A 22,803-nucleotide genomic window follows, 5' to 3' on the forward strand; every position below is an offset into this window, starting at 1 on the left:
AATAGTTTACTCCAAAATTGCGGCTTTATTGAGTGAAATTAGTTGTTTAAAAGCTTCATTATCAAGTTCTGTAAGCCAAGCTTCATCAGCACCAACCACAGCAGATGACAACTTTTTCTTATCTTCAATCATTTTGTCGATGCGTTCTTCTAAGGTGCCGATAGCAACGAATTTGTGAACAAACACATTTTTCTTTTGACCAATACGAAAAGCTCTATCTGTGGCTTGGTCTTCGACTGCGGGGTTCCACCAACGGTCAAAATGAAAGACGTGATTAGCTTTTGTGAGGGTAATACCTACGCCACCAGCTTTTAAGGAGAGAATAAATACCGAAGGTTCTGTTTCTGGGTTTTGAAACTCAGCTATCATTTGCTCTCGCTTGTTGCGATTGGTGCCTCCATGAATGTAATAGGTGTTGTAGTGACAAGTGTGTTTCAGATATTTTTCTAAGGAGTCGCAAACTTCTTTAAACTGGCTAAAAATTAACATACTTTCGCCTTCAGAAATGGCTTCTTCGACCATTTCTGCCAGACGACCGAGTTTATGCGATCGCTCAACTGAAAACTCGCTTCCATCCTGTAAAAATTGCGCTGGATGATTGCAAATTTGTTTTAGCCTCAGTAAGGTTGACAAAATTAACCCTTTGCGCTGAATCCCTTCAGAATTATTAATTTTTTCGCTTACATCTTTAACGACTGCCTCGTACAGCGAAGCTTGTTCTTTAGTTAAATTACAATATAATTTTTGTTCAACCTTGTCTGGCAAATCGTTGATAATTGATTGGTCAGTCTTCACCCGGCGTAAAATGAACGGTTCTACCAACTTTTTTAATGTCGTAGACTTCACCTTATTATTATCTTTTTGAATTGGAATTTCAAAAGACTTGCGAAACTGTGCTTCTTTACCCAAATAACCAGGATTTAAAAAGTTAAAAATCGACCATAAATCTAGTAAGCGGTTTTCTACTGGGGTTCCCGTCAAAGCTAGTCGATGTGTAGCTGGCAACTTTAAAATTGCCTTAGTTTGGGCAGCTTTAGGATTTTTAATATTTTGCGCCTCATCCAACACCAATCGATGCCATTTCACACTTTCCAAAAGCTTTTCATCTTTTCGAGCCAAAGTAAATGAAGTAATAACAACATCGTGATTCAGAGAAGCTGCTTTAAACTCCGCTACTTGTTGAATGCGGTTACTACCATGATGCACCATTGCTTGAAGATGGGGAGCAAACTTTTCAATTTCTTTTTGCCAGTTTCCTACAACTGACGTAGGTGCAATTAACAAAGTTGGTAAAATTGATGGTGTCGATTCTTTTTCATTCACCAATCTAGCAATCACCTGAACCGACTTTCCCAATCCCATATCATCTGCAAGACAACCATTTAAACCCAGGTTTTCCAGATATTGCAACCAGGACACACCTCGCTTTTGATATTCGCGTAAATTTCCCTGCAACTGCGGCGGATTTTCAATTGGTTCCAGCTTGCTTTTATCCTGCAACTTTGCCATCATTTCCGCCAAAGTCTGGTCATGTTCTACTTCTAATTCATTTTCTGATTCTGCGGCTAGTTTCATCAAATCTGTCAGCGTCATTTCTGGCTTATCTTTGGCATTATTTTGCCAAAATTCCAGCATTTGCTGCATTTTTCCTTGGTCTAACTCTATCCACTGACCGCGAAATTGCACCAGTGGACTTTTGGCGTTTACAAGTTGCTGCCATTCTTTTTCAGTAACAGTTTGACCGCCGATTGCTAATTCGTATTGATATTGCACAATTGAGTCTAAACTGAAGTATCCCTTACTAGCAGCTTTAGTTTGACTGGGACGAGAGGAAGTTTTCAGGCGAATTTTAGCTTTGCGACGACCTTCCGGTGTCCACCAAGCGGGAACGATGACTTTGTAACCGGAATCTTCTAATACCCAGGCGCTTTCTTTGAGAAATTCAAAGGCTTCTGCTAAATTTACTTGCAAACCTATAGGTTGGTCAGTTTCCAATCCCTGCCAAAGTTTGGGATACATCCGTGCTGCATATCCCAAATTCAACAACAGGTTATTTTCAAAATCCTTGCCAAAATATTTTTGTAGGTCTTTTTTTTGTTTCTGACCCAGTTGCCAATATTCAGCTAAGGAAAGTTTTAAGGATGGGTCTTGTTTAGCTGTAGCCAAAAATTGAATTTGCCAGTTATCTACATTATCAGCAGCGGCTTCTTTTAACTGGAAGCAGAGGTGAAAATTACCTGGATTTTGGCTGCGGGTTAATTTGTCTTTCCAAGCGTACCATTGTTTGTATTCTTCTAGTGCTTGGTCGGTAGTTTGCGGGTTTTTTCTTTCTGGATAAAGGCAACCGTAGAGGATGGTGTCTGTAATCTGTTGATCGAATTTGGCAGTGGAGGGTGTATGGGTGACGATTTCATTGAGCAAACATTCGGAAAAGTTGCGGAGGAAAGTTTCTTTTGAATAAAATTCAACTGTTGTGCTGAAGGTGGCAGAGCCAGCAGCGCAGACTAAAGGCATATACTCTACAAATTTTTCAATTAGTAACTCGTACTTTTCCGAGATAATTTCCCAGCCTGAATAAATTTCAAAAGTATTTGTTTGTTTCCGCTTTCCTTTTGTTGCGGCAGGGAGTTCGCGATATTTGAGCGCGGGAATATATTGGTCTTTGAGGATAATTTCTTTAAATGATTGGGTGTAGTGATACCAAAATAATAGGTCTGAGCCGATGAGAATTTCTGAGGAATTATGTAAAGCTAAAAAGTGAATATCATTTATTATTTTGATAATATTGCTTACCGTATCATAGCTAGAAGTGCCAGCTTTTAATATGGTATTCACTTCATAAGCATCAACTTCCCAATAGAGAAAGCCTTCATAGTCTTCTTCAAATTCAGCTTCTAAATATTTCGTTAATTCAGGAGATGGTAAAGGTTGGTTGTTGGCGGTGGGAAAGGCAAAATATTGGGGAGAAATATTTTCGCTAATCTTATGTCTGGATGCTGCTGCGATGCCTAGTTCATTACTGAGGAAGGCTTCCAAGTCGGATTCGCGAAGATGATAGGGATGAATTGGGTGTTTGGCGTTGCGGCGTTTTGGGACAACGGGAGTTTCTACCCACAGGTAAAATGCACCAGTTTGGATGAAGCTAGCTTCTGCCTTGGGAATCCATGTGCCGTGGAGGATTTTCATAGGTAGATGCGGGGTGAGTTTGATGGAATTTTAGCTGGTTAACAGAGCAATCCCTAGCGAGATTGGTATTCTAATCATTAAAAAATGTAACAATTAAAGCAAAAGTCGTTTAAAAAAGCTGAGTTCTAATGAAAGACAAAGATTATTCTTGGAAAGGTAGCCCAAATGCCGGATTTGTACTCACTATCTTGGCGGTGATAGGTGCTTTAGCAGTAATACTGGTAGGCTTTAGCGGCTAGTTGTCTTTAAAGTCTCCTCATGTCCGCAGCAATAAAAGTTTTCTCCCGATTTGTCCCCGACTGGCGGGGAGTTAGGGCAGCAAAAGGCAAAAATTAAGGGGTAGGCGAGGGAGGGGATAGCGATCGCTAATCCCCTCTCTCGCTGAACTTGCTTATAAATATAAATCTGTTCGCCGCTCTAGTCTAGGTGGCGTACCCCCAAAAATAAAAACGCCCAACAAGAACTTGAGGGCGTCGATCATCAGGGTGCATCTACTAAATTAACTATAACCTCTCTGAGGGGTGACACCCCCCACCCCGCCATATTTGTAACAAAACTTAATATATCGCCGATAGTGGCTGCCGGTGGTAAGATTCCCGTCTGGTATCTAGCGGCTAGGGAAACCATCCTTTGTCTAAATTTCCTCTGATAACGCGATCGCTTTAAACGCTAGATAGAAGCCAAAAAAATCAAAATCTACTACTATCTTTGCGTTATAAGAGCAGAGCGTTTAATTCTTTGGCTGAAGTTTTTTCTGTTTCTGTTTAGGTCAGCCATTATCGTTCTCATTCACGCCGGTTCCTATTCGCCAAGCACTATCAAGCATAATTTTAAAATCTGATCTATACTGATTCCTCAGTGTATCTAAGTCATTAACTGATAAACCTTATCCAATTGGGTGATGACAACAAGAGGCGGCTAGAGAAAAATGAGTAATAACCGTCAGTAATGACTCTAAAAAAGCGTACTTTTTAAACGGAGTAGCGTGTATATTCTAGTTCGAGAGGTGACAGGTAATGTCCTTACTTTTTCTGATCCCCTTGGTGATATCGCTAGGTTCAGCCTACCTAGTCTTGGAAAACTCCCATGACGAAATCGCCAAACTCGCTGCATCAGCAGCGATTGTTAGTCTGATTGTGTGTTTGCTGTTTTCACCGTGGCAACTCCAGCTTTTGCTTCTGATGTGGGTTGTAACCAGCACAAGGCGGTTTTCCCTGCCAAATCAGAATAAATTTAGGTAAGACGATAATTTATCACCTTTCTCATCAAGCAAAGAAATTGAATCCAGCCCCGGCATTTATTTAAGACTGGACTGAGTAACGTTTACGCTTACCTATAGGATATAGGTGCGTCGTGGGTCTTAATCCCTATTAGGGATTGAAATATTATTGTGGGGATACAGGAGACTCAACTGCCCCTAAAGCTTTCAAAGTGGTGATAGTCGCCTCAGTTAAACCACTAACACCAGTAATATTCATTTTTTCATAAGGGCGATCGCTTCTTAGCGTCTGCAAACACTCACCAGTCTGCATATCCCAAAGCTTAATCGTCTCATCTTTGCTGCCACTGGCTAAAATCTGCCCATCGGGACTGAAAGCAACTGAATATACCGCCAAACTATGTCCTGGCAATTTGATACACTTACCTGTTGCCACATCCCAGAGTTTCACCTTGGGGTCAGTGCTACCACAGGCTAGAACACCGTCAGGGCTGAAAGCCAGCGACCATATTCCATGACTACCTTCTGGCAAAGTTTTTAAGCAGCGACCTGTCACCGCATCCCATAGCTTGATAGTTTCGTCACTGCTGCTACTAGCCAGAATCTTACCATCGGGACTGAAAGCAACTGAATGTACCCAACTGATATGTTGCTGGCATACGTGCAGACATTTGCCTGTTTTCACATCCCATAGCCTTACCGTAAAATCTTGAGAACCACTGGCAAGTATAGAACCGTCCGGGCTAAAGCTAACTGCATAGACTACATCAGAATGCCCCTGCAAAGTTTTTAACTCGACACCTGTAGCAACATCCCAAAGCTTCACCTCGCGGTACGAACTAACAGCCAAAGTTTTTCCATCTGGACTGAAAGCAACAGACCATACTCCATCAATATGCCCTTGGGAAACTCTAATGCAGCCACCTGTTGCCACATACCAGAAACGTACCGTTTGGTCATAACTAGCACTGACCACAATTTGACCATCAGGGCTGAAAGTAACTGCCAAAATTCCATTACTGTGTCCCAGCAAAGTTTTGATGCAGCGACCTGTTGCCACATCCCAAAGACGTACCTTTTGGTCATAACCGCCACTAGCCAAAATTTGACCATCCAGACTGAAGCTAATTGACTTTATCCAACTGATCCGTCCTTGCAAAGTTTTGATGCAGCGACCTGTGGAGACATCCCACAGTTTTACAGTTTGGTCTAAACCACCACTGGCAAGGGTGTAACCATGTGGAGAAAAGGCGACTGACCATACCCAACTGGTGTGTCCCTGTAAAGTTCGGACACACTCGCCAGTGTTAATATCCCACAACTTCACTGTGCGATCGCAACTGCCACTAGCCAGTAACACAGGCATCTTCCCTTTGACATCAGATGGACTAAAGGCAACTGACCATACTCGGTTCGCATGACCTGCCAAAGTTCTTAACTCTCGACCTGTGGCAACATCCCACAAACGTACTGTACAGTCTTCACTGCCACTAGCTAAGGTGCAACCATCCGAACTAAAAGCAACTGACCATATCCACCAAGTGTGTCCCTGCAAAATTCTGACGCAGCGACCTGTTTCAACATCCCAGCAACGCACCTTTTTGTCTATGCTGCCACTCGCCAAAATTTTGCCATCCGGACTGAAAGCAACTGACAATACCGCATCGCTATCTTCCTGCAAAGTTCTTAACTCTAAACCTGTGGCGACATCCCAAAGTTTCACCGTCTTGTCTACACTGGCACTAGCTAAAATCTGCCCATCTGGACTAAAAGCAACTGTCCAAACCCAACTGCTATGTCCCTCTAAAACTTTCAGACATTGACCTGTGGCAACATCCCATAGCCTTATAGTATGGTCGTGGCTGCCACTGGCTAGTATCTTAGTTTGAGGACTGAAGGCAACTGATTGTACAGAACCAGTATGCCCATGACAAGCTAAAAGTTGTTGACCATCCGCAACTTGCCACAGGTGAATATCACCATTTGCATCCCCAGTAGCCAAAATTCCATCCAAACTAAATGCTACCGAGATGATGCTATCTAAGTTTTCCGCAAAAACAGATTTGGATAATTCGCAGTGGGCAAAATTGACTTGATGCAAATTAACTTTGGTAAGATAAGCTTGCCAAACTGTTAGATGAGAAAAATCAAGTTGGCTTAAATCAATCTGCATTTGAATCATCAAATTTATGGAATTACCTCCGACATAGCCTGTTTCTCTTGGAGATTTTCCGCGCAGGGTTGATAAAATTTTAACGAGTTGATTTTTAATATTGTTGTTGCTGCCGATGAGATAAAGCAATTTATCGCTAATCGGTTTCAGAATAAGGCGAATTTGAGTATCCCTTACATAGTCTTTTGCTGTAGCTCTGATGAGAGCATGGGTTTGGAAAAATGAAAGTTTTTGATTAACAATTTCTTCAACAACTTGCTCGATGAATTGCTCAGTTAGATACTCCATTACTACTGGTTGAAGAGTGAAGAGGGAGTTGCTTTTCTCGACAAGCGATCGCCTGAAAAGCGATTCTAACGCTTCTAGTAACTTTGCCGGGGATAAAGGCGCAACAATATCCTCTCGCAACTCGGCAAGCGAAACGGGTTCGCGATTGATTGCCAGCCAGTACATTATTTGCTTTTCTAAATCTGACAGTCGGTTAATCTGTTGGTCTAATAAATCTCGAATATCGCCAAAAACGGTTGTGCCTTGAGCGAGAAATTGTGATATATTGCTATTAAATAATTCTTGGACTGTGGTGGCAATAATTTTTAAAGCTAAGGGATTACCTGCGTAGCGGTTAATAAGTTCTTGCCATTCAGAGTCTGAGCCGAGAAAGAAATTATTAGCTTTAAATATATCTCGTCCGGCAACTTCATTTAAACCGGATAATTGCAAAGAGCGAACGGGTAATCCTCCTTCTAGGGCGGCAACTTCTCTAGGTTTTTCCCGGCTGGTAAGAATTAAACAACTCTGATGAGCGGCTTCCCCTACTCGTCGGAATAATTCACCGTAATCTTCATATCCTTCTCGATAGTATCCAGCACAATTGCCGCTGCATAAAAGAGATTCAGCATTATCTAGAACTAACAAGCAACGTGAAGAACGTAAATAATCAATGAGGCGAGAAATTAGAGCGCTAATATTTTCTGGTAAATGGGTTTCTTGATGATTGGAGAAAAACTCAATCAGGTGGGAAAGAATTTCTTTGAGGGGTGGGGCATTACGAAGCGATCGCCAAATGACATACTCGAAACTATCCTGAATTTGTTCGGCTAATTTCACCGAAACCGCAGTTTTACCAACTCCCCCCATTCCCAGGATGGTGACAAGCCGGCAGTGCTGGCTCAAAATCCAGTATTCTAGTTTTGCAAGTTCATCCTCGCGTCCGTAAAAAACCGAGACATCAATCGCTTCTCCCCAACAAGAGCGAGTTTTAGGGGGATTTTTGGACGTTGATTCAATATCTGGTTTAGGTCGGCAATAATCAGATTTATCTAGCGCCAGATTAAAGGCTCGAAAAAAAAGAGCGAGTGTCTGCTTATCGACACCTTCATCACGAGCAAGAACCTTCGCAACAGTAAAGGGAGCCAGTTGAGTGCGATCGCTTAATTCTTCAAGAGTATACTTGTCTCCAGCATTTTCCAGAATTTCCGCCTGATGTCTTGCATCTTGCAGCTTCTTCAAGCCTTGGAGAGTAAGGATAACACCGCGCTGGCGTTTTTGCTTATAGCGATCCATACCTCATTCGGGGGTTAGAGACTTAAGTTAGTGCTTAACACCTTTAACTTTACTGGCGAAACCTGATTGATGGTGACATCTTGGAATCAGGTTCTCAATGTTGAGCTAAAGGAGAAAATTATGAACCCGACAGCAACTATACTTGAGCCGAACGAGCAAAAAACTCAGATAATCAATCCTATTGAGCGTCCTCAGATTACCCAAGAGCTTTCCGAAAACATCATTTTAACCACAGTAGACGATTTGTATAATTGGGCTAGACTTTCCAGTTTGTGGCCTCTGATGTTTGGGACTGCTTGCTGCTTTATTGAGATGGCTGCTTTTTTCGCAGCACGGTTTGACTTCGAGCGTTTTGGCTTCAAACCTTGGACCAGTCCTCGCCATGCTGATGTTATTATCACTGCTGGCACCATCACAATGAAAATGGCACCCGCCTTGGTACGCCTCTACGAACAAATGCCAGAACCCAAGTATGTAATCGCGATGGGTGCTTGCACAATCACTGGGGGAATGTTCAGTAGCGACTCACCGACAGCAGTGCGAGGGGTGGATAAGTTAATTCCGGTAGATGTCTATTTACCTGGTTGTCCTCCCAGACCAGAGGCAATTATTGATGCCATCATCAAACTGCGTAAGAAAGTAGCGCAAGAATCGATACAGGAGCAAGGTGCATTTTCTCAAAGTCATCGCTACTACAGCATTACTCACAAAATGAAGCCTGCGCCACCGCTTTACTCTGGGGAATATTTAGAGTCCTCGTCGCGGAATAATCCACCCGAAGAATTAGCCAAAATGATCAAAGAGGCATCTTCTGTGATGTTTCCATCACTCCCAGAAAAGAATCAATCAAAAATCTGATGTAGGGAATGGGAGCCACCCCCGTGCGCTTTGTTCAGACGTTGAGGGGGGTGGCGTTTAAGGTTCCTCAGCCTTAAAAAAATATAAGTGCGGTTCGTTTTTATGACAAGCAAAACTGCGATTAAACTACCGGATAGTCCGCGGATTCCAGCGTGGATGCAGACCATCCAAGGAATGGCGCGTCCTTTGGAATATTTGGAAGCTGCTGCCAAGGAATACGGTGATGTGTTTACAATGCGATCGCTTGGATTTCCCCCGACTGTAGTCTTGAGCAACCCCCAAGCAATTCAGGAAATCTTTACCGCTGACCCACATCAGTTTGACTCTGCCGAGGGTAGCAAGATTTTACAGCCTATAGTGGGGAATAACTCATTAATTTTATTAGATGGCGATCGCCACCAACGACAGCGAAAGCTATTAATGCCTCCCTTCCACGGCGAACGAATGAAAGCTTATGGCAAGCTGATCTGTCAAATAGCCGAACAAGTGATGAAAAGCTGGACAATTGGTAACATTCAACCAGTTTATCCAGCCATGCAAGAAATCTCCCTGCGAGTTATCTTGCGGGCAGTTTTTGGCATTGATGAAGGAGCGCGTTTTCAGCAACTCAGGCAACTATTGGTTTCCATGCTGGATGCTTTTAACTCGCCTTTGACTTCTACCGTCATTTTCTTCCCAATTCTCCAACAAGATTTAGGTGACTGGAGTTTTTGGGGACGTTTTCTGCGTCAGCGTCAGCAAATTGACGAACTCCTTTACAGCGAAATTCGGGAACGTCGGGAGCAACCAGATTCCAATCGTACAGACATCCTCAGTTTAATGATGTCTGCTAGCGATGAAAACGGGCAACTGATGACAGATGTTGAGTTGCGCGATGAATTAATGACGTTGCTGTTTGCTGGACACGAAACCACAGCATCATCCTTAGCTTGGGCATTTTACTGGATTCACCATCTGCCCGAAGTCCGCGAGAAACTTTTAAAAGAGCTGGAAAGTATCGGTTCCGATCCAGATCCAACGGAAATTGCCCGACTTCCCTATCTTACGGCTATCTGCTCGGAATCGCTGCGAATTTACCCGATTGTGTTGTTTTCCTTCGCTCGCATTGTGAAGTCACCAATCGAGATTATGGGTTACAAATTCGATCCGGGTACACTGCTGACTGCTTGTGTTTATTTGACTCATCATCGGGAAGATATCTACCCAGACTCGAAGAGTTTTAAGCCAGAGCGTTTTCTGGAACGTCAATTTTCCCCCTATGAATTTATCCCCTTTGGTGGCGGGAGTCGTCGCTGTATTGGTTGGGCGCTTGCTCTGCTGGAGATGAAATTGGTGTTGGCGACTGTATTATCTCGGTATGAAATGGCACTTACCGATAATCGGGAAGTTTTGCCTGTACGTCGCGGTATCACTTTAACACCTGCTAGAGGCGTGCCGATGATGATGGTCGCTCAGCGTTAAATGACCTGAATATTATTTCCAGGCTCCTTGCATCAGTGTCAACATACCTTAGCATTCGATAGGATGGTTTAGATGAGCGATCTAAACCGATGCTACAAAGTGCTGGGAATTGAGCCTGGAGCGTCACCGGAAGAGGTGAACCAGGCTTATAAGGATTTAGCGTTTATTTGGCATCCCGATCGGATTCCTGAAGATAATCCTCGGTTGCGGCAAAAGGCTGAAGAAAAACTCAAAGAGATTAATCACGCACGGGATGAATTGCGGTCATTTCAAAGAAATACTTCTAAAAAAACGGCTCAATCGCAGCGATCGCAATCTCGTACACAACCACATAATACCGCAGCCAATTCTCGCTCCCGCCCGAACGAACAGGCTAAATCTCACCATCAAACCAACTCGGCGCGTTCGGATCTCAGTGGAGGCGACTTTCGTGGTGCTAACTTCAAAGAAAAAGACTTGTCAGGCAGAAACCTCAGTTATGCTAATTTGAGCCAAGCTAACCTGAGCGATGCCTTTCTACATAAGATCAATCTTCAGGGAGCCTCTCTCTACAGAGCGAATCTTTTTAGAGCCAATTTGCTGCAAGCAAACTTGAGGGATGCCGATTTACGGGAGACTAACTTAATTGGCGCTGATTTGAGTGGTGCTGATTTGAGTGGTGCTGATTTGACTGATGCAAAGGTTGGGGTAAATGACCGCCTGCTGGTTAAGCTGGTTGGAGCCAAGTTGACTGGCGCAATCTTGCCAGATGGGACAATCCACGACTAGCTTTAAGATATGACTGGGAACGAGATTATAGCAATTCTCAATTGGGTGCGATACATATGTAGGGACATGGCATTGCCATGTCCCTACCAAGATGGGGAGAACTTCAGAACCGCGATATATTCCGCCCAACTGAGAAACGCTATATTAGTACGGATCTGAGCTAAGTCGCCCTTTGTTAACGCTTCTGAGATAGTAGCCAGATGTAGGGCGATTTTTGAGGTTGAATGTATCGCCGCTTTCAACTTTCCAAATCTTGTAGTTAGAGAAGGTCAGGGGGGTTTGCGGTTCGCATACCTCTGGCATATGGTCAGCGAGGACAAAGTATGCAGCACCTCCCATCACCCGCGCCATCCCGTTTTTATCTACAACAACCGATGTATCTTCGTCTACTGCTATTCCCAAGGCGCTGTCAGATATCCCGTCTCTGATTTGACGCGCAATAAAGGTCATGGTGCGACCCATGCGATCGCGTTTGCTAAAGTGGGTGTCTACAAGGGTTGCTTTCATATTCGCCCACTTAAACAAGTCGTAGGTGAAGCTGATGTCTTCATAGGGGTCTTCTAAAGCTTCCCTGGTTTCCACAGTATCCGAGCAGGCGTTGTAAACAAAATCACTTTGGATCATCGAACCTGCACTGGTGCCACCAATTGCGCCACCTCTGGCATTTACTGATTTTACCGCCGCCTCAACCGCTGTATTTTTGAAGTTCCGGGTGTATTCGCACTGGTCGCCACCAGAAAAAAATATCACCTCAGCGTTTTTGATAGGATTGACAACATTCGCTTTTTGTGAATCGTCCCGACTGGTGATGACAAGAGTTTCCACGGAGTCAACACCGTTCATGGATGCGATCGCATCGTTGTATCCATCATCGCCGGAGGATCTGATAACTACGACATCAACTTTGGTGGCGCAGTCTGTACAACCCCTTACCTGATTAATCATCCACTGAATCGCCTCATCTACATCAGGGCCACCGCCGCCAAAGTTATAGGCTGGGCCAGCTAAGGTAGGATTAACATCGGCGGAGTTACCCTTCAGATAGCGCGTAACTTTGGCTTGGGCGGGTAAGGTTAGAACTGTCATTATTATCATCAACAACAGTGCGACCGTGCTGATTTTCAGTGCTGAAGGGAGTCGGGATAAATTTACCATAGCTTGCTGACTGAAATTGTCGGAGTGGGGTTTTCCCGCCCCTACTGGTAACGAGAATTATATTACCGGGCGAATGGCACTAACCGGGAAGCTGGCGTTTTGCCGAGATATGTGGATACGCCGATAATAATTTTGCGATCGCTTGCGTCAAACCACCAACTCTACAGAATCTCTTCTTCGCGTAGAGTCAGGATTTCGACACCTTCCTCAGTCACAACTACTGTATGCTCAAACTGAGCGGAAAGCTTTCGATCCTTGGTGACAGCAGTCCAGCCATCTTTGAGAACTTCCACCTCCCAAGTACCTTCATTAATCATAGGTTCGATAGTGAAGACCATTCCCGATCTCAGACGCTTACCTGTATTGCGTTTACCATAGTGGGGAATCTCAGGTGCAGTATGAAAAATGCGGTGTACGCCGTGTCCTGCAAAATCCCGTACTACGGAAAAGCCCTCTTTCTCAGCATATTCTTGGATAGCTGCACCAATGTCGCCAATCCGCGCCCCAGGCTTAACTTCGGCAATTCCTCTGAAAAGACACTCTTTGGTTACTTCAACCAGCTTTTTTGTTGTAGGTGAGGGCGAACCGACAAAGAATGTCTTGGATGTATCTCCGTAATAACTATTAAGAATTGGTGTCACGTCAATGTTAATAATGTCACCTTCTTTAAGAACTTGTTTAGCACTTGGGATGCCGTGACATACTACTTCATTGATGCTGGTGCAGATAGATTTGGGAAATCCTTTGTAGCCTAGTGGAGCGCTTATTGCTCCATGTTCTTTTGTCCAGCGTTCAGCTTCGTCGTTGATTTGTAGTGTGCTTACTCCTGGTTTAACCATTGGTTCTAGGTGGGACAGGAGGGCGGCGGCTAAGCGTCCAGAGGCACGCATTTTTTCTACTTCTCTGCTGGATAAAATCTCAATCATTTCGGTTTTCATTGTTATTGCCTTTTAAGTTGTGGTTGATGGTTTTGGGTTGAATTTAAGAGATGAATCGCGTTAGCGTTAGCGAAGCCATGCGCGATAGCGCTTTAGCCATGCGCGATAGCGCTTTAGGCGCGTTGGCAGAGTCTGCGCGTTAGCGCTTAGGGCGCGAAGGAAGAGAAAGAAGGGGAAAGAAGAAGTAATTTGTAGGTTGGACGAACTCGTGGAGAAATCCAATAAGTCACGCTTGTTTACACGGATGTTGGGTTTCGTTTTGTGTTGAGTCTACTGGTATCCTGCGGCTTGCAGTTTAAAAAGGGTAGCGTAACGTCCCTGAAGCTGCAACAACTCTTGGTGAGTTCCCTCTTCCAGTACAACGCCTCCTTCTAAAACTACAATTGTGTCAGCCATCCGTACAGTTGAAAAGCGGTGCGAGATGAGGAGAACCATCTGATGCTGGGTAAGCTTCTGAAAACGTTCAAAAATCTTGACTTCAGCTTCCGCATCCATCGCTGCTGTTGGTTCGTCTAATACCAAAATATCCGCCGCAGTTCGCATAAATGCACGGGAAAGAGCAATTTTTTGCCACTGTCCGCCGGAGAGTTCGACTCCTCCCCGAAACCATTTCCCTAATTGAGTTTGATAGCCTTGCGCCATTTTCTCAATGAAAGGTTCAGCCATGCCTTTTTCGGAGGCAATTTTCCAGCGTTTTTCGTCTTCTATGTGGTCTACATCGCCAACGCCGACATTTTCCCCAACTTTGAACTGATAGCGCACAAAGTCTTGAAAAATTACGCCGATGCGATCGCGCAACACTTCACTATCCCATTCTTGTAAGTCTAAGCCATCGAGTAAAATGCGTCCTGAGTCTGGTGTATACAGTCGGGTTAAAAGCTTAATCAGGGTAGTCTTTCCCGAACCGTTTTCACCGACAATTGCTAGTTTTTTTCCCGGTTTCAGGTGTAGGGAAATTCCATTTAAGGCGGGTTGCGAACTTCCGGGGTAGGTGAAGTAGACGTTCTGAAAACGTACCCCATCACCGGGAATTGACCCCTCAGTTGCTGTACCCCAAGATTTCGGGATTTCTTCTTCTAGAAATTCGTAGAGGTTGGAGAGATACAGGTTGTCTTCGTACATTCCACCGATGGAACCCAAGGCGGCGGAAAAGGTAGACTGTCCTTGGCGGAATACCATTAAGTACATGGTCATGTCGCCGAGAGAGATGCGACTGGCGATCGCTTCCAGTACAATCCAAGCGTAGGCGAGATAAAAGGCGCAGGTACTCAATAACCCCAACAAGTAACCCCAAAATCCTCGCCTTAGAGTCAGGTTGCGGTCTTCGTCGTAAAGTCGATGGAAGATGTCACGGTAACGTTGTAGTAACAGATCCCCCAGTTGGTATAGTTTCACCTCTTTGGCGTAGTCTTCTCGCGCAATCAGGGTTTCTAGGTAGTGTTGGGCGCGAGTTTCAGGCGATCGCCAGCGGAATAGGCGAAAAGCTTCCCCAGAGAAGCGAGATTCGGCGATGAAGGCGGGTAATGCTGCTGTTGCAAGTACCACCACAGCCCAAGCGGAGAAATTCAGTAACAAGCCGCCGTAAGTCACCAGGGAGAGGGCATTTTGAATTAAGCTGAATGTGCGGCTTACTAGGGAGAGGGGACGGCTTGATGCTTCCATCCGCGCCCGCATCAATTTGTCGTAAAATTCGGAATCCTCAAAATAGGGAAGTTCTAGCGTTAGCGCTTTTTGCAAAATTAGAACATTCACTTTTTGTCCCAGCAGGACTCGCAGCAAAGATTGACAAACAGTTAAACCCCGCTGACTACCTGCGAGTAATATGACTGCGATCGCTTCGAGTCCCACGTAACCCAAAGCTTGAAGGCGTTCGCTTTGCAACCCGGTTTGAGAAGCTAAGACTACTGCATCGACAATTAATTTGCCTACATAGGCGACGGCTGCTGGCAGCAAACCTGCCACTATAGTAAGGATGGCAAAGATGATTGTCAGAATGCGGCTAGTAGTCCAAACTAAGCTGAGGGCGCGATCGCTGTATCGGAAAACTGCCAGAGATTGACGCAAACGTTGCCAAATACTCTGGAGAAAGTTAAATTTCTGGTGACGACTCATATCTTTGTTATAAATCGTCTTTAGGGGTGTTGTGTTGCACCTTCAGGGAGGTAAGACAACCTGAAGTTTCGAGTAGCGATCGCGCAACACTCCAGATAAGGCCCGTAACCCCCACTCTTCGCAGCGACGATGACCAACTGCAACAACGCTGATTCCAGTTTCTTTTACAGCAGCTTCAGCAGGTTGTCTCAACTGCCCTGTAATATATAAATCGACCTTACGCAACGCCGCCTCGCGTACCAGCGCATCTGTCATCGCGCCAACTACAGCAACCCGCTTCACCTCACCGCTAACTCCCGCCAGCACTTTGTCGCGTCCGCCGAAGATTTCGTTTAAACCACTACAGTAACTCACCATACTCTGTGTGGGAATTTCCCCCACCATCCCAATCGGTCGCCCTTCTTTCTCACCCAACACCTCTAATGCAGACATTTCCAACACATCTGCAAGACGATTATTAAACCCTAGTGTCAGGCGTTCATCAAAAGCTAAATGATACGCCACCACCCCCATATCTGGTGCTAATCCTGGTTCCAGTTTCCAGGGACGATGTAAAAATAAAGCATCTATTTGTCTAGATTTTGCCCATTCTGCCAATCCATCCCAAGGTTCCACCGCTAATCCAAAACGATGAATTGGGCGTGTTGAATGGTGGTAAATTCCGCCTTGGTCATCACCGAAACGATGGACGGCAAAGAATTGATCTAAAAATCTGGCAATATCATTTAGAGTGAGCATAACCTTTCTTGAAGCCAAGAATCACCTTTTTACCTCCTTTAAAAGCTGCTGCAATCTGCTGGTAAACTTTTTGTCCATCCTCAGAAGTTATACATAAAGTATTTCCAATAACTTCAGTTACAACAATCTTGGCAGCATTCTCAGATTGGGGATGAGAAGAAGTTAAGGAATTCATAGTAAAAAAGGCGATATTTACGCTTTTAGGGGAATCAATTTAATTTGACGTAGGCGACGCATCCTCTAAACTTGGCTAATCATGGCTCATTAGAACCTGAAATGTTATGAGTATGAGAAGTTTGCTGTAATTTTTGCGCTTCTTGCAATTCTAGTCTCGCCAGCGATGTAGCCGCATCCGCTAGCTGTAAAGCTAAATTCGCCCGACAAATTGGGTCTTTTTCTTTCCAGAGATCCTTCGCTAGAAAATTCACTCGATAGCGAAACATTTTAATTGAGCAGGGCGGAATAACTTTAATTTTCATAGTTATAATCTCTGTTCTACAGCAGCTTGAATGCGGAGAAATACCCATTCTGGCTCTAGATAAACAAATGTTAGCAATATCACTTCATCTTCACTAATAATTTTTACATCGTAGGTTGCTTGTTGAGGTTCAACCAGTTCATGTTTCACAACTACAGTGTATTCCCCAACCGGAAGGTCATCAAAACCCGCATCCGCATAAATTAAGTCAAAAGTCTCCTCTGCAAGCGGCTGTCCGTCTTGCCGAAGTAAAGTTACAAATGCAATGCCATCAATGGAAGTCAGGGCATTGTTATCCTGATTCCGAATCATTACGAAAATATCGGACATCTAACCATTGCCTTCTAGTGTCACGAGTTTATCTCAAAATAAAAGCGATCGCTTTTTGATTCGGTGAGCAGTAATATTGCTGTAGCAAACTTCTATTCAGAGGCGCTATGTTCATTAGCCTGATTGCAGACTACGGAAACGGTGATCCAGCATTTGCTGAGGTTACACAACGTCTTTTGATGGCTTTACCAGCATCCCAGATTTACTGCCTCTCGGTGCCTCCCTTCAGTACCCTGGCGACTGGCTTTTGGGTGGCGCAACTCGGACTAAACCCTGGTTCCGCAGATCGACTAATATATCACAATTGCGCTCCTCGCCAAGATGACCCGGAGGCCCGGAAAAACAACGAGGGCGAGGGATTGACTTATGCTCTGCTACCAAACGGTGTCAAAGTGGTGGGTGTATTTGCTGGCTACACTCTCTCTTTTATCAAAGACCATGCTGAAGTTTTACACACAGTGAAGGTTTCGCGGGGAGGATCGCAGTTTCGATCGCGGGATGTGTTTCCCACTGCTGCTGCTGCGATCGCTTCGGGAGATACTAGCCTTTTGGGAGAAGTCTTGCAGCCAGACCAGATACCTGATGCACCAAGCGATCGCATCGCCTGGTGTGACGGTTACGGTAACATTAAAACCACTATCCCCGCCCATAGCGTCGATTTGAAACCAGAACAAAAGGTGGTGGTTCGAGTCGGAGATGTGGTCAGTGATGCCATCTACTCAGACGGCAGTTTCAAAGTCCCAGAAGGAACTCTGGCATTTTCGCCGGGAAGTTCCGGTTGGAATTCCGCTAAAGATAATCAACCGATCCGCTGGATGGAGTTATTTCTGCGCGGCGGAAGTGCTTGGGAACGTTTCGGCAGACCCCGCTTAAATCAGTTAGTAACTCGCCTGAGTTAACCAAATTAAAAATTAAAAATGCAAAATTAATTAGGGTTTTGCATTTTTAATTTTTTGAAGGCTGTTTAGGATTTCCTACTACTGCCTGCGCCACATTCCAAAATGCCGAAACAAATGCCGATGCTAAAAGTACCAGCATCAAAGTACCGAGAGCTGCAAAGGGAGAGAAAATGGTTAATATTAACAATGCAAAAACTAGAATTGACACCACTGCTCTATTCATAAGTTTCATTTCCAGTTCCAGGCTACTCTACTCATACAGCATATCAAGGCGATTCCCTAAGCCGCGCCTTCCCCTTTGCTGAATTTAATATCATCACTTTGAGAGATGAAACGCCGATTCACAAACTCCAAATGTGGGGAAAATTTAGCTATGAGGCTCTATCTTTTTAAAGACTCTCAGCACCAAAAAACACAACAAAGCACCAATTAAGCTTATCTGCCATAACCCACAACCTGCGGCAATTCCCAACGCCGCTGAAACCCAAATAGCAGCAGCAGAAGTGAGTCCGTGAATTTTAATCTTTTTCCTCGATTCCTGCTGCGATTCCCGTAAAATTTCCCCAGCACCTAAAAACCCGATACCCGCGGTAATTCCTTGAATTACCCTACTTAGAGCATCAGAGTTCAGTTCGTTTTCATCTAGCAAAAGGGGTATTAATGTCAAAAGTGCTGCACCAAAACTCACCAGCATATGAGTTCTTAAGCCGGCTGGTTTGTTCTTTAGTTCCCGTTCTATGCCGATAACCGCTCCAACAAGCATAGCAAAGCATAGCCTGAAGCTGATGCCTAACCAATCATCCGGGGAAAGTAAGTAAGTTTGTGACAATTTTGTACTGGAAGAAGGAATACTTCAACCAGTTTAAGTTACAAGCTGTTTTGGGTAACGGAGAGGGAGGGATTCGAACTCTCGGAACCTTTCGGTTCACTCGATTTCAAGTCGAGCGCATTAGACCACTCTGCCACCTCTCCAGGTTCATTTTTTTATCATATCAAGATTGGTGGATCTTTTGACTACTGGCTGAGGATTGATTGTACTGACTCTTGGCGACAGTAAAGAATTTGCTCGGATGCTATGTTGAAGTCACGCCCAAGCCAAACGAGGGAGACTTGGGAGACGGCACCGTTTTGCAGGGAAACGAGGGAGAAGTTACGCAGGCGATCGCTTGGTGTCTGAATAATCCGGGGTACACTCGCCGCATTTAAGTAAACTGTGCCTTCTGCGCCGATATAGATGGGGTTTCGCAGCTCTTTAGTATGACGCAGTTGGTGGTGCATATGACCGAAGGTAACTAGAGCAATGGTTTTACCTTGGTTGCGAGATTGAGCGATCGCATCCGCAAAATCCGGATCGCCATAGTCGCCGCCGATGGGATACCAATCTTTCCCGCAAGGATCTTCTGCGCGATCGCCTAACCCAATCGGGCCATTGTGTCCCATAAAAATGATAGTTTCATAAGCAGCTCTATTTGCTGCCGCGACGATGCGCTCGGTGGATTCTGCAAAATTCGTTACTTTGTAACGCTCTTGATAGAATTCCGCATTTTTCCAAACCAAACCACCCCAGCTAAAGGGACGACTCCCGACCACGCTTAAATTGAGTTCTGGAAAGTCGAGCTTACCATAGCCGACATGGGTTTCTCCCAGTAAATCCAATTGTTCCTGCACTCGGTCTTCTTTTTCACCGTCGTAGGGACACCGCTTTCTGCCCCAATCTGAGGCACTATACCAAGCGTCATGGTTGCCCATAATTGCTGCTTTGGGGAGGTTGAGGGATGCGATCGCCTCTACCACATCCACCGATTCATTACCAAAATCCCCCACAAACAGCACCAAATCAACGCCTAGATGCTTGAGGGCTAGTTCATCCTCCGCTTCCCATTGGTCGTGAACATCTCCCACAACAGCGATTTTGATAATTTTCTCTTGATGACTCGTCATGCCTACTCCCTTGCCTATATTCCAGAATAGCAATCCGGGGAACGAGAGAAATTTCTTATATAAAAAACCTAATCCCCCACAGCAGCTTTTGGTAAAAACAACTATAATTACTGATTACACCCCTAACAACTTGGTACTCAAGGCATCTTTTAACTGTGTTTACCAATACACTTCCCCAACGCGGTATTACCCAGACCGAGGCACTACCTTACGATTTGTTTGAGGCGATAAAAGCCTTAAAAGAGAAGCTTAACGCCGTTATTATTGCCCATTACTATCAAGACCCTGATATTCAGGATGTAGCAGATTATATCGGGGATTCCTTAGAACTTTCCCGCAGAGCAGCCAGCACCGATGCTGATGTCATCGTCTTTGCAGGGGTTCACTTTATGGCGGAAACGGCCAAAATTCTCAATCCAGATAAACTGGTGTTGCTGCCAGATTTGGACGCGGGTTGCTCTTTGGCAGATAGTTGTCCGCCGGATGCCTTTGCCAAATTTAAAGCTGCTCATCCCGGACATCTGGTGGTTTCTTATATTAACTGCTCCGCTGAAATTAAGGCGATGAGCGACATTATTTGCACAAGTTCCAACGCGGTTAAAATTGTCAACCAAATCCCAGAAAATCAACCGATAATTTTTGCTCCCGACCGGAATTTAGGGCGATATGTTATGGAGCAAACTGGGCGAGACTTGGTGCTGTGGCAAGGTAGTTGTATTGTCCATGAAACTTTCTCAGAAAAGAAGATTATCCAGCTAAAAATTCAACATCCAAATGCTGAGGTAATTGCTCACCCTGAGTGCGAACCTCCAGTTTTGCGCCACGCCAATTATATTGGCTCTACTTCAGCTTTGCTGAATTATTCTCAAGCAAGTGATAGCCGGGAATTTATTGTTGCTACTGAGCCGGGAATTATCCACCAAATGCAGAAGCGGGAGCCAAATAAAAAGTTTATTCCAGCACCGCCAATGAATAATTGTGCTTGCAATGAGTGTCCGTTTATGCGGTTAAATACACTGGAGAAGCTTTATTTAGCGATGAAAAATCAAACGCCAGAAGTGACTTTACCGGAGGAAATGCGAGTTGCAGCGTTGCGTCCAATGCAGCGGATGTTGGAAATGAGTATTTAATTGAATTGCAAAGAACGCGAAGATAGAAGCGAAGAAAATTTGAGAAGTAACGCCAGATGTTGCTTTTTCTTAGCTCTTCTAAAAGGGCGTTGAGGGTGTTTTCAGCCAGCTATTCCGATCCCCGACTTCTTAAAGAAGTCGGGGATCTCGCCTTCTCGAATCATTTAGGACTGCTATAGCTGAATACTTTTCCTGCTAAGTTAAAAATAATTGTAGTTGGGTTTGGTGCCTCCACCCAACCTACGCTTTAGCTAAAATCGGAAAAATGAGTAAAGAGTGTTTAATTGTTTTTACTCGCTATCCAGAACCGGGAAAAGCGAAGACTCGATTAATTCCGGCTTTGGGAACCCAAGGTGCGGCAAATCTTCATCGTCAGTTAACTGAATATACTCTTTCACGGGTTAGGGAACTCCAGGGGGAACGTCCTACGAGTGTGGAAGTTTATTTTTCTGGCGGTAATCAACAGCTGATGCAAGACTGGCTAGGGGCTGATTTTGTCTGTAAGCCTCAAGTTGATGGAGATTTAGGGTTGCGGATAGTGTCGGCGTTTGATGGTGCTTTTAGTAACGGGATAGAGGGTGCTTTGATTATTGGCACTGATTGCCCCGATTTGAGTGCGAAAATTATGTCAGAAGCGTTTGATGGGCTAATTCTGCACGATTTGGTTTTGGGGCCAGCTTTGGATGGAGGATATTATTTAATAGGTTTGCGTCGGGTTTTTCCCCAACTGTTTGTGGAAATTCCTTGGGGAACTTCTGAGGTATTTGCAAAAACCATAGCGATCGCATCCTCGATGAATTTGAGTATAGCCTATCTTCCACCGCTGGCTGATATTGACCGTCCAGAGGATTTGGCACAACTTAAGAATTTTGAATTGTAGAGATGCGATATATCGCGTCTAGAGTTAGGAGTTATGAGTGACAGAAGCACCCAGGATTTCGGTTATTATTCCAGTTTTAAATGAGGCTTCCCGAATTAGATTAAATTTAGCAAGCTTTGAAAAGACGACAAATGTGGAAGTGATTGTGGTGGATGGGGGAAGTCAGGATGAAACTGTCGCTATAGCTAAATCTTTGGGTGTGCAAGTTCTGTCTGCTGCTGCTGGTCGCGATCGCCAAATGAATGCGGGTGCTAAAGTTGCTACGGGGGATATTCTGCTATTTCTTCATGCGGATACCCGTTTACCTGTTGGTTTCGATGCTATAGTTCGCCAAGCATTAGCTGAAAGAGGAACAATTGCTGGTGCATTTGAGTTGAAGATTGATGCACGGATGCGATCGCTTCGTCTGGTAGAAAAGATGGTAAATTGGCGATCGCGCTTTTTGCATCTACCCTACGGCGATCAAGCAATCTTTTTGAAAGCATCGGTTTTTCACGAGATTGGGGGTTTTCCCAATCTCCCAATTATGGAAGATTTTGAATTTATCCTTCGCCTGAGACGTTTGGGAAATATTACCGTTGTCCCGGCTTCGGTGTTGACTTCTGCACGTCGTTGGCAAAAACTTGGTGTAGTAAAAACTACTTTCATTAACCAAGTAGTAATTATTGGCTACTTTCTGCGAGTTCCTCCTTCGCAGCTAGTTCGTTGGTATGGGAGATTCCGCCCTTAAAAGATTTTTTTGAGGCTGGAACGCCAAAATTTTAAAATTTGATTAGTATTAATTATATCTAGTAATTTTATTATTTGCTGCTTATAGGCCAGAATATAAAAATTTGATTAATATTAATTATATCTAGTGTTTTTATTATTTGCTGCTTATATAGTAATAATACCGATGTCAATGCTACATGAACATTGCACAATTAGTGCATAACATAAAAATAGAAACTATATAAAGTATAAAACTTTTTGCA

The 22,803-nt window shown here is 44.4% G+C and carries 19 protein-coding genes and 1 tRNA gene; 7 read left to right on the forward strand and 13 right to left on the reverse strand.

The window, feature by feature from the left end; all coding sequences use genetic code 11:
• Nucleotides 1–6: 6 nt before the first annotated feature.
• The gene (locus tag H6F66_RS23280) at nucleotides 7–3,186 is read right to left on the reverse strand and encodes a DEAD/DEAH box helicase (RefSeq protein WP_190426209.1); all 3,180 of its coding nucleotides are present in this window, start codon (nucleotides 3,184–3,186) and stop codon (nucleotides 7–9) included.
• A 1,385-nt stretch (nucleotides 3,187–4,571) separates the two neighbouring features.
• Nucleotides 4,572–8,141 carry an NB-ARC domain-containing protein gene (locus H6F66_RS23285; protein WP_190426213.1) on the reverse strand — a complete coding sequence of 1,190 codons (3,570 nt, stop codon included), beginning with the start codon at nucleotides 8,139–8,141 and terminating at the stop codon, nucleotides 4,572–4,574.
• 120 nt (nucleotides 8,142–8,261) lie between these two features.
• Here H6F66_RS23285 and nuoB point away from each other — a divergent pair, with 120 nt between their 5' ends.
• The 3 genes from nuoB to H6F66_RS23300 all read left to right on the forward strand — a co-directional run bounded on the left by nuoB (nucleotide 8,262) and on the right by H6F66_RS23300 (nucleotide 11,228).
• Nucleotides 8,262–8,999, forward strand: coding sequence for an NADH-quinone oxidoreductase subunit NuoB (nuoB, locus tag H6F66_RS23290; RefSeq protein ID WP_190426319.1), 738 nt, complete (start codon nucleotides 8,262–8,264; stop codon nucleotides 8,997–8,999).
• Between the two features lie 120 nt (nucleotides 9,000–9,119).
• A complete protein-coding gene (locus tag H6F66_RS23295) occupies nucleotides 9,120–10,460 on the forward strand; it encodes a cytochrome P450 (protein WP_190426321.1) in 1,341 nt (446 codons plus the stop codon).
• A 72-nt stretch (nucleotides 10,461–10,532) separates the two neighbouring features.
• Complete coding sequence (locus tag H6F66_RS23300; RefSeq protein ID WP_190426216.1) at nucleotides 10,533–11,228, forward strand: pentapeptide repeat-containing protein; 696 nt, start codon at nucleotides 10,533–10,535, stop codon at nucleotides 11,226–11,228.
• Nucleotides 11,229–11,372: 144 nt separating this feature from the next.
• Here H6F66_RS23300 and H6F66_RS23305 read toward each other — a convergent pair whose 3' ends face one another.
• From H6F66_RS23305 to H6F66_RS23335, 7 genes are all read right to left on the reverse strand, one after another.
• Complete coding sequence (locus H6F66_RS23305) at nucleotides 11,373–12,314, reverse strand: Type 1 glutamine amidotransferase-like domain-containing protein (protein WP_199295340.1); 942 nt, start codon at nucleotides 12,312–12,314, stop codon at nucleotides 11,373–11,375.
• A gap of 230 nt (nucleotides 12,315–12,544) precedes the next feature.
• Nucleotides 12,545–13,321: a type I methionyl aminopeptidase gene (gene map / locus H6F66_RS23310; RefSeq protein WP_190426221.1), complete on the reverse strand. Its 777-nt coding sequence runs from the start codon at nucleotides 13,319–13,321 to the stop codon at nucleotides 12,545–12,547.
• Between the two features lie 270 nt (nucleotides 13,322–13,591).
• Entirely contained in the window at nucleotides 13,592–15,433 is a 1,842-nt protein-coding gene (locus tag H6F66_RS23315) for an ABC transporter ATP-binding protein (RefSeq protein WP_190426224.1), read from the reverse strand.
• 42 nt (nucleotides 15,434–15,475) lie between these two features.
• Nucleotides 15,476–16,171, reverse strand: coding sequence for a Nif3-like dinuclear metal center hexameric protein (locus H6F66_RS23320; RefSeq protein ID WP_190426227.1), 696 nt, complete (start codon nucleotides 16,169–16,171; stop codon nucleotides 15,476–15,478).
• Nucleotides 16,155–16,346: a hypothetical protein gene (locus tag H6F66_RS23325; RefSeq protein ID WP_190426230.1), complete on the reverse strand. Its 192-nt coding sequence runs from the start codon at nucleotides 16,344–16,346 to the stop codon at nucleotides 16,155–16,157. The genes H6F66_RS23320 and H6F66_RS23325 overlap by 17 nt, the downstream gene beginning before the upstream one ends.
• Nucleotides 16,347–16,425: 79 nt before the next feature.
• Nucleotides 16,426–16,650 carry a hypothetical protein gene (locus tag H6F66_RS23330; RefSeq protein ID WP_190426233.1) on the reverse strand — a complete coding sequence of 75 codons (225 nt, stop codon included), beginning with the start codon at nucleotides 16,648–16,650 and terminating at the stop codon, nucleotides 16,426–16,428.
• 2 nt (nucleotides 16,651–16,652) lie between these two features.
• Nucleotides 16,653–16,979, reverse strand: a complete 327-nt coding sequence (locus tag H6F66_RS23335) for a hypothetical protein (protein WP_190426236.1) — start codon at nucleotides 16,977–16,979, stop codon at nucleotides 16,653–16,655.
• A gap of 107 nt (nucleotides 16,980–17,086) precedes the next feature.
• Between H6F66_RS23335 and H6F66_RS23340 the strand changes: the two genes are divergently transcribed.
• Nucleotides 17,087–17,878 (forward strand): SAM-dependent chlorinase/fluorinase, encoded by a 792-nt coding sequence (locus H6F66_RS23340; protein ID WP_190426239.1) that lies wholly within the window; start codon nucleotides 17,087–17,089, stop codon nucleotides 17,876–17,878.
• A gap of 46 nt (nucleotides 17,879–17,924) precedes the next feature.
• On the opposite strand, the gene H6F66_RS23345 is transcribed toward H6F66_RS23340, so the two are convergent.
• The 4 genes from H6F66_RS23345 to H6F66_RS23360 all read right to left on the reverse strand — a co-directional run bounded on the left by H6F66_RS23345 (nucleotide 17,925) and on the right by H6F66_RS23360 (nucleotide 19,819).
• Nucleotides 17,925–18,110: a hypothetical protein gene (locus H6F66_RS23345; RefSeq protein ID WP_190426339.1), complete on the reverse strand. Its 186-nt coding sequence runs from the start codon at nucleotides 18,108–18,110 to the stop codon at nucleotides 17,925–17,927.
• A gap of 135 nt (nucleotides 18,111–18,245) precedes the next feature.
• Nucleotides 18,246–18,707 (reverse strand): MgtC/SapB family protein, encoded by a 462-nt coding sequence (locus H6F66_RS23350; RefSeq protein ID WP_190426242.1) that lies wholly within the window; start codon nucleotides 18,705–18,707, stop codon nucleotides 18,246–18,248.
• Between the two features lie 58 nt (nucleotides 18,708–18,765).
• A tRNA-Ser gene (locus H6F66_RS23355) sits at nucleotides 18,766–18,850 on the reverse strand.
• Nucleotides 18,851–18,892: 42 nt separating this feature from the next.
• The gene (locus H6F66_RS23360; RefSeq protein ID WP_190426245.1) at nucleotides 18,893–19,819 is read right to left on the reverse strand and encodes a TIGR04168 family protein; all 927 of its coding nucleotides are present in this window, start codon (nucleotides 19,817–19,819) and stop codon (nucleotides 18,893–18,895) included.
• A 155-nt stretch (nucleotides 19,820–19,974) separates the two neighbouring features.
• Here H6F66_RS23360 and nadA point away from each other — a divergent pair, with 155 nt between their 5' ends.
• The 3 genes from nadA to H6F66_RS23375 all read left to right on the forward strand — a co-directional run bounded on the left by nadA (nucleotide 19,975) and on the right by H6F66_RS23375 (nucleotide 22,559).
• On the forward strand, nucleotides 19,975–20,949 hold the full coding sequence (nadA, locus tag H6F66_RS23365) for a quinolinate synthase NadA (protein ID WP_190426248.1): 975 nt from the start codon (nucleotides 19,975–19,977) through the stop codon (nucleotides 20,947–20,949).
• A gap of 265 nt (nucleotides 20,950–21,214) precedes the next feature.
• Nucleotides 21,215–21,829, forward strand: a complete 615-nt coding sequence (locus tag H6F66_RS23370; protein ID WP_190426251.1) for a TIGR04282 family arsenosugar biosynthesis glycosyltransferase — start codon at nucleotides 21,215–21,217, stop codon at nucleotides 21,827–21,829.
• 37 nt (nucleotides 21,830–21,866) lie between these two features.
• A complete protein-coding gene (locus H6F66_RS23375; RefSeq protein ID WP_190426253.1) occupies nucleotides 21,867–22,559 on the forward strand; it encodes a TIGR04283 family arsenosugar biosynthesis glycosyltransferase in 693 nt (230 codons plus the stop codon).
• The last annotated feature ends 244 nt before the right edge of the window (nucleotides 22,560–22,803 follow it).

Source organism: Trichocoleus sp. FACHB-6, from assembly GCF_014695815.1.
In the GTDB taxonomy this organism is placed as follows: Bacteria; Cyanobacteriota; Cyanobacteriia; order Cyanobacteriales; family FACHB-T130; genus Funiculus; species Funiculus sociatus.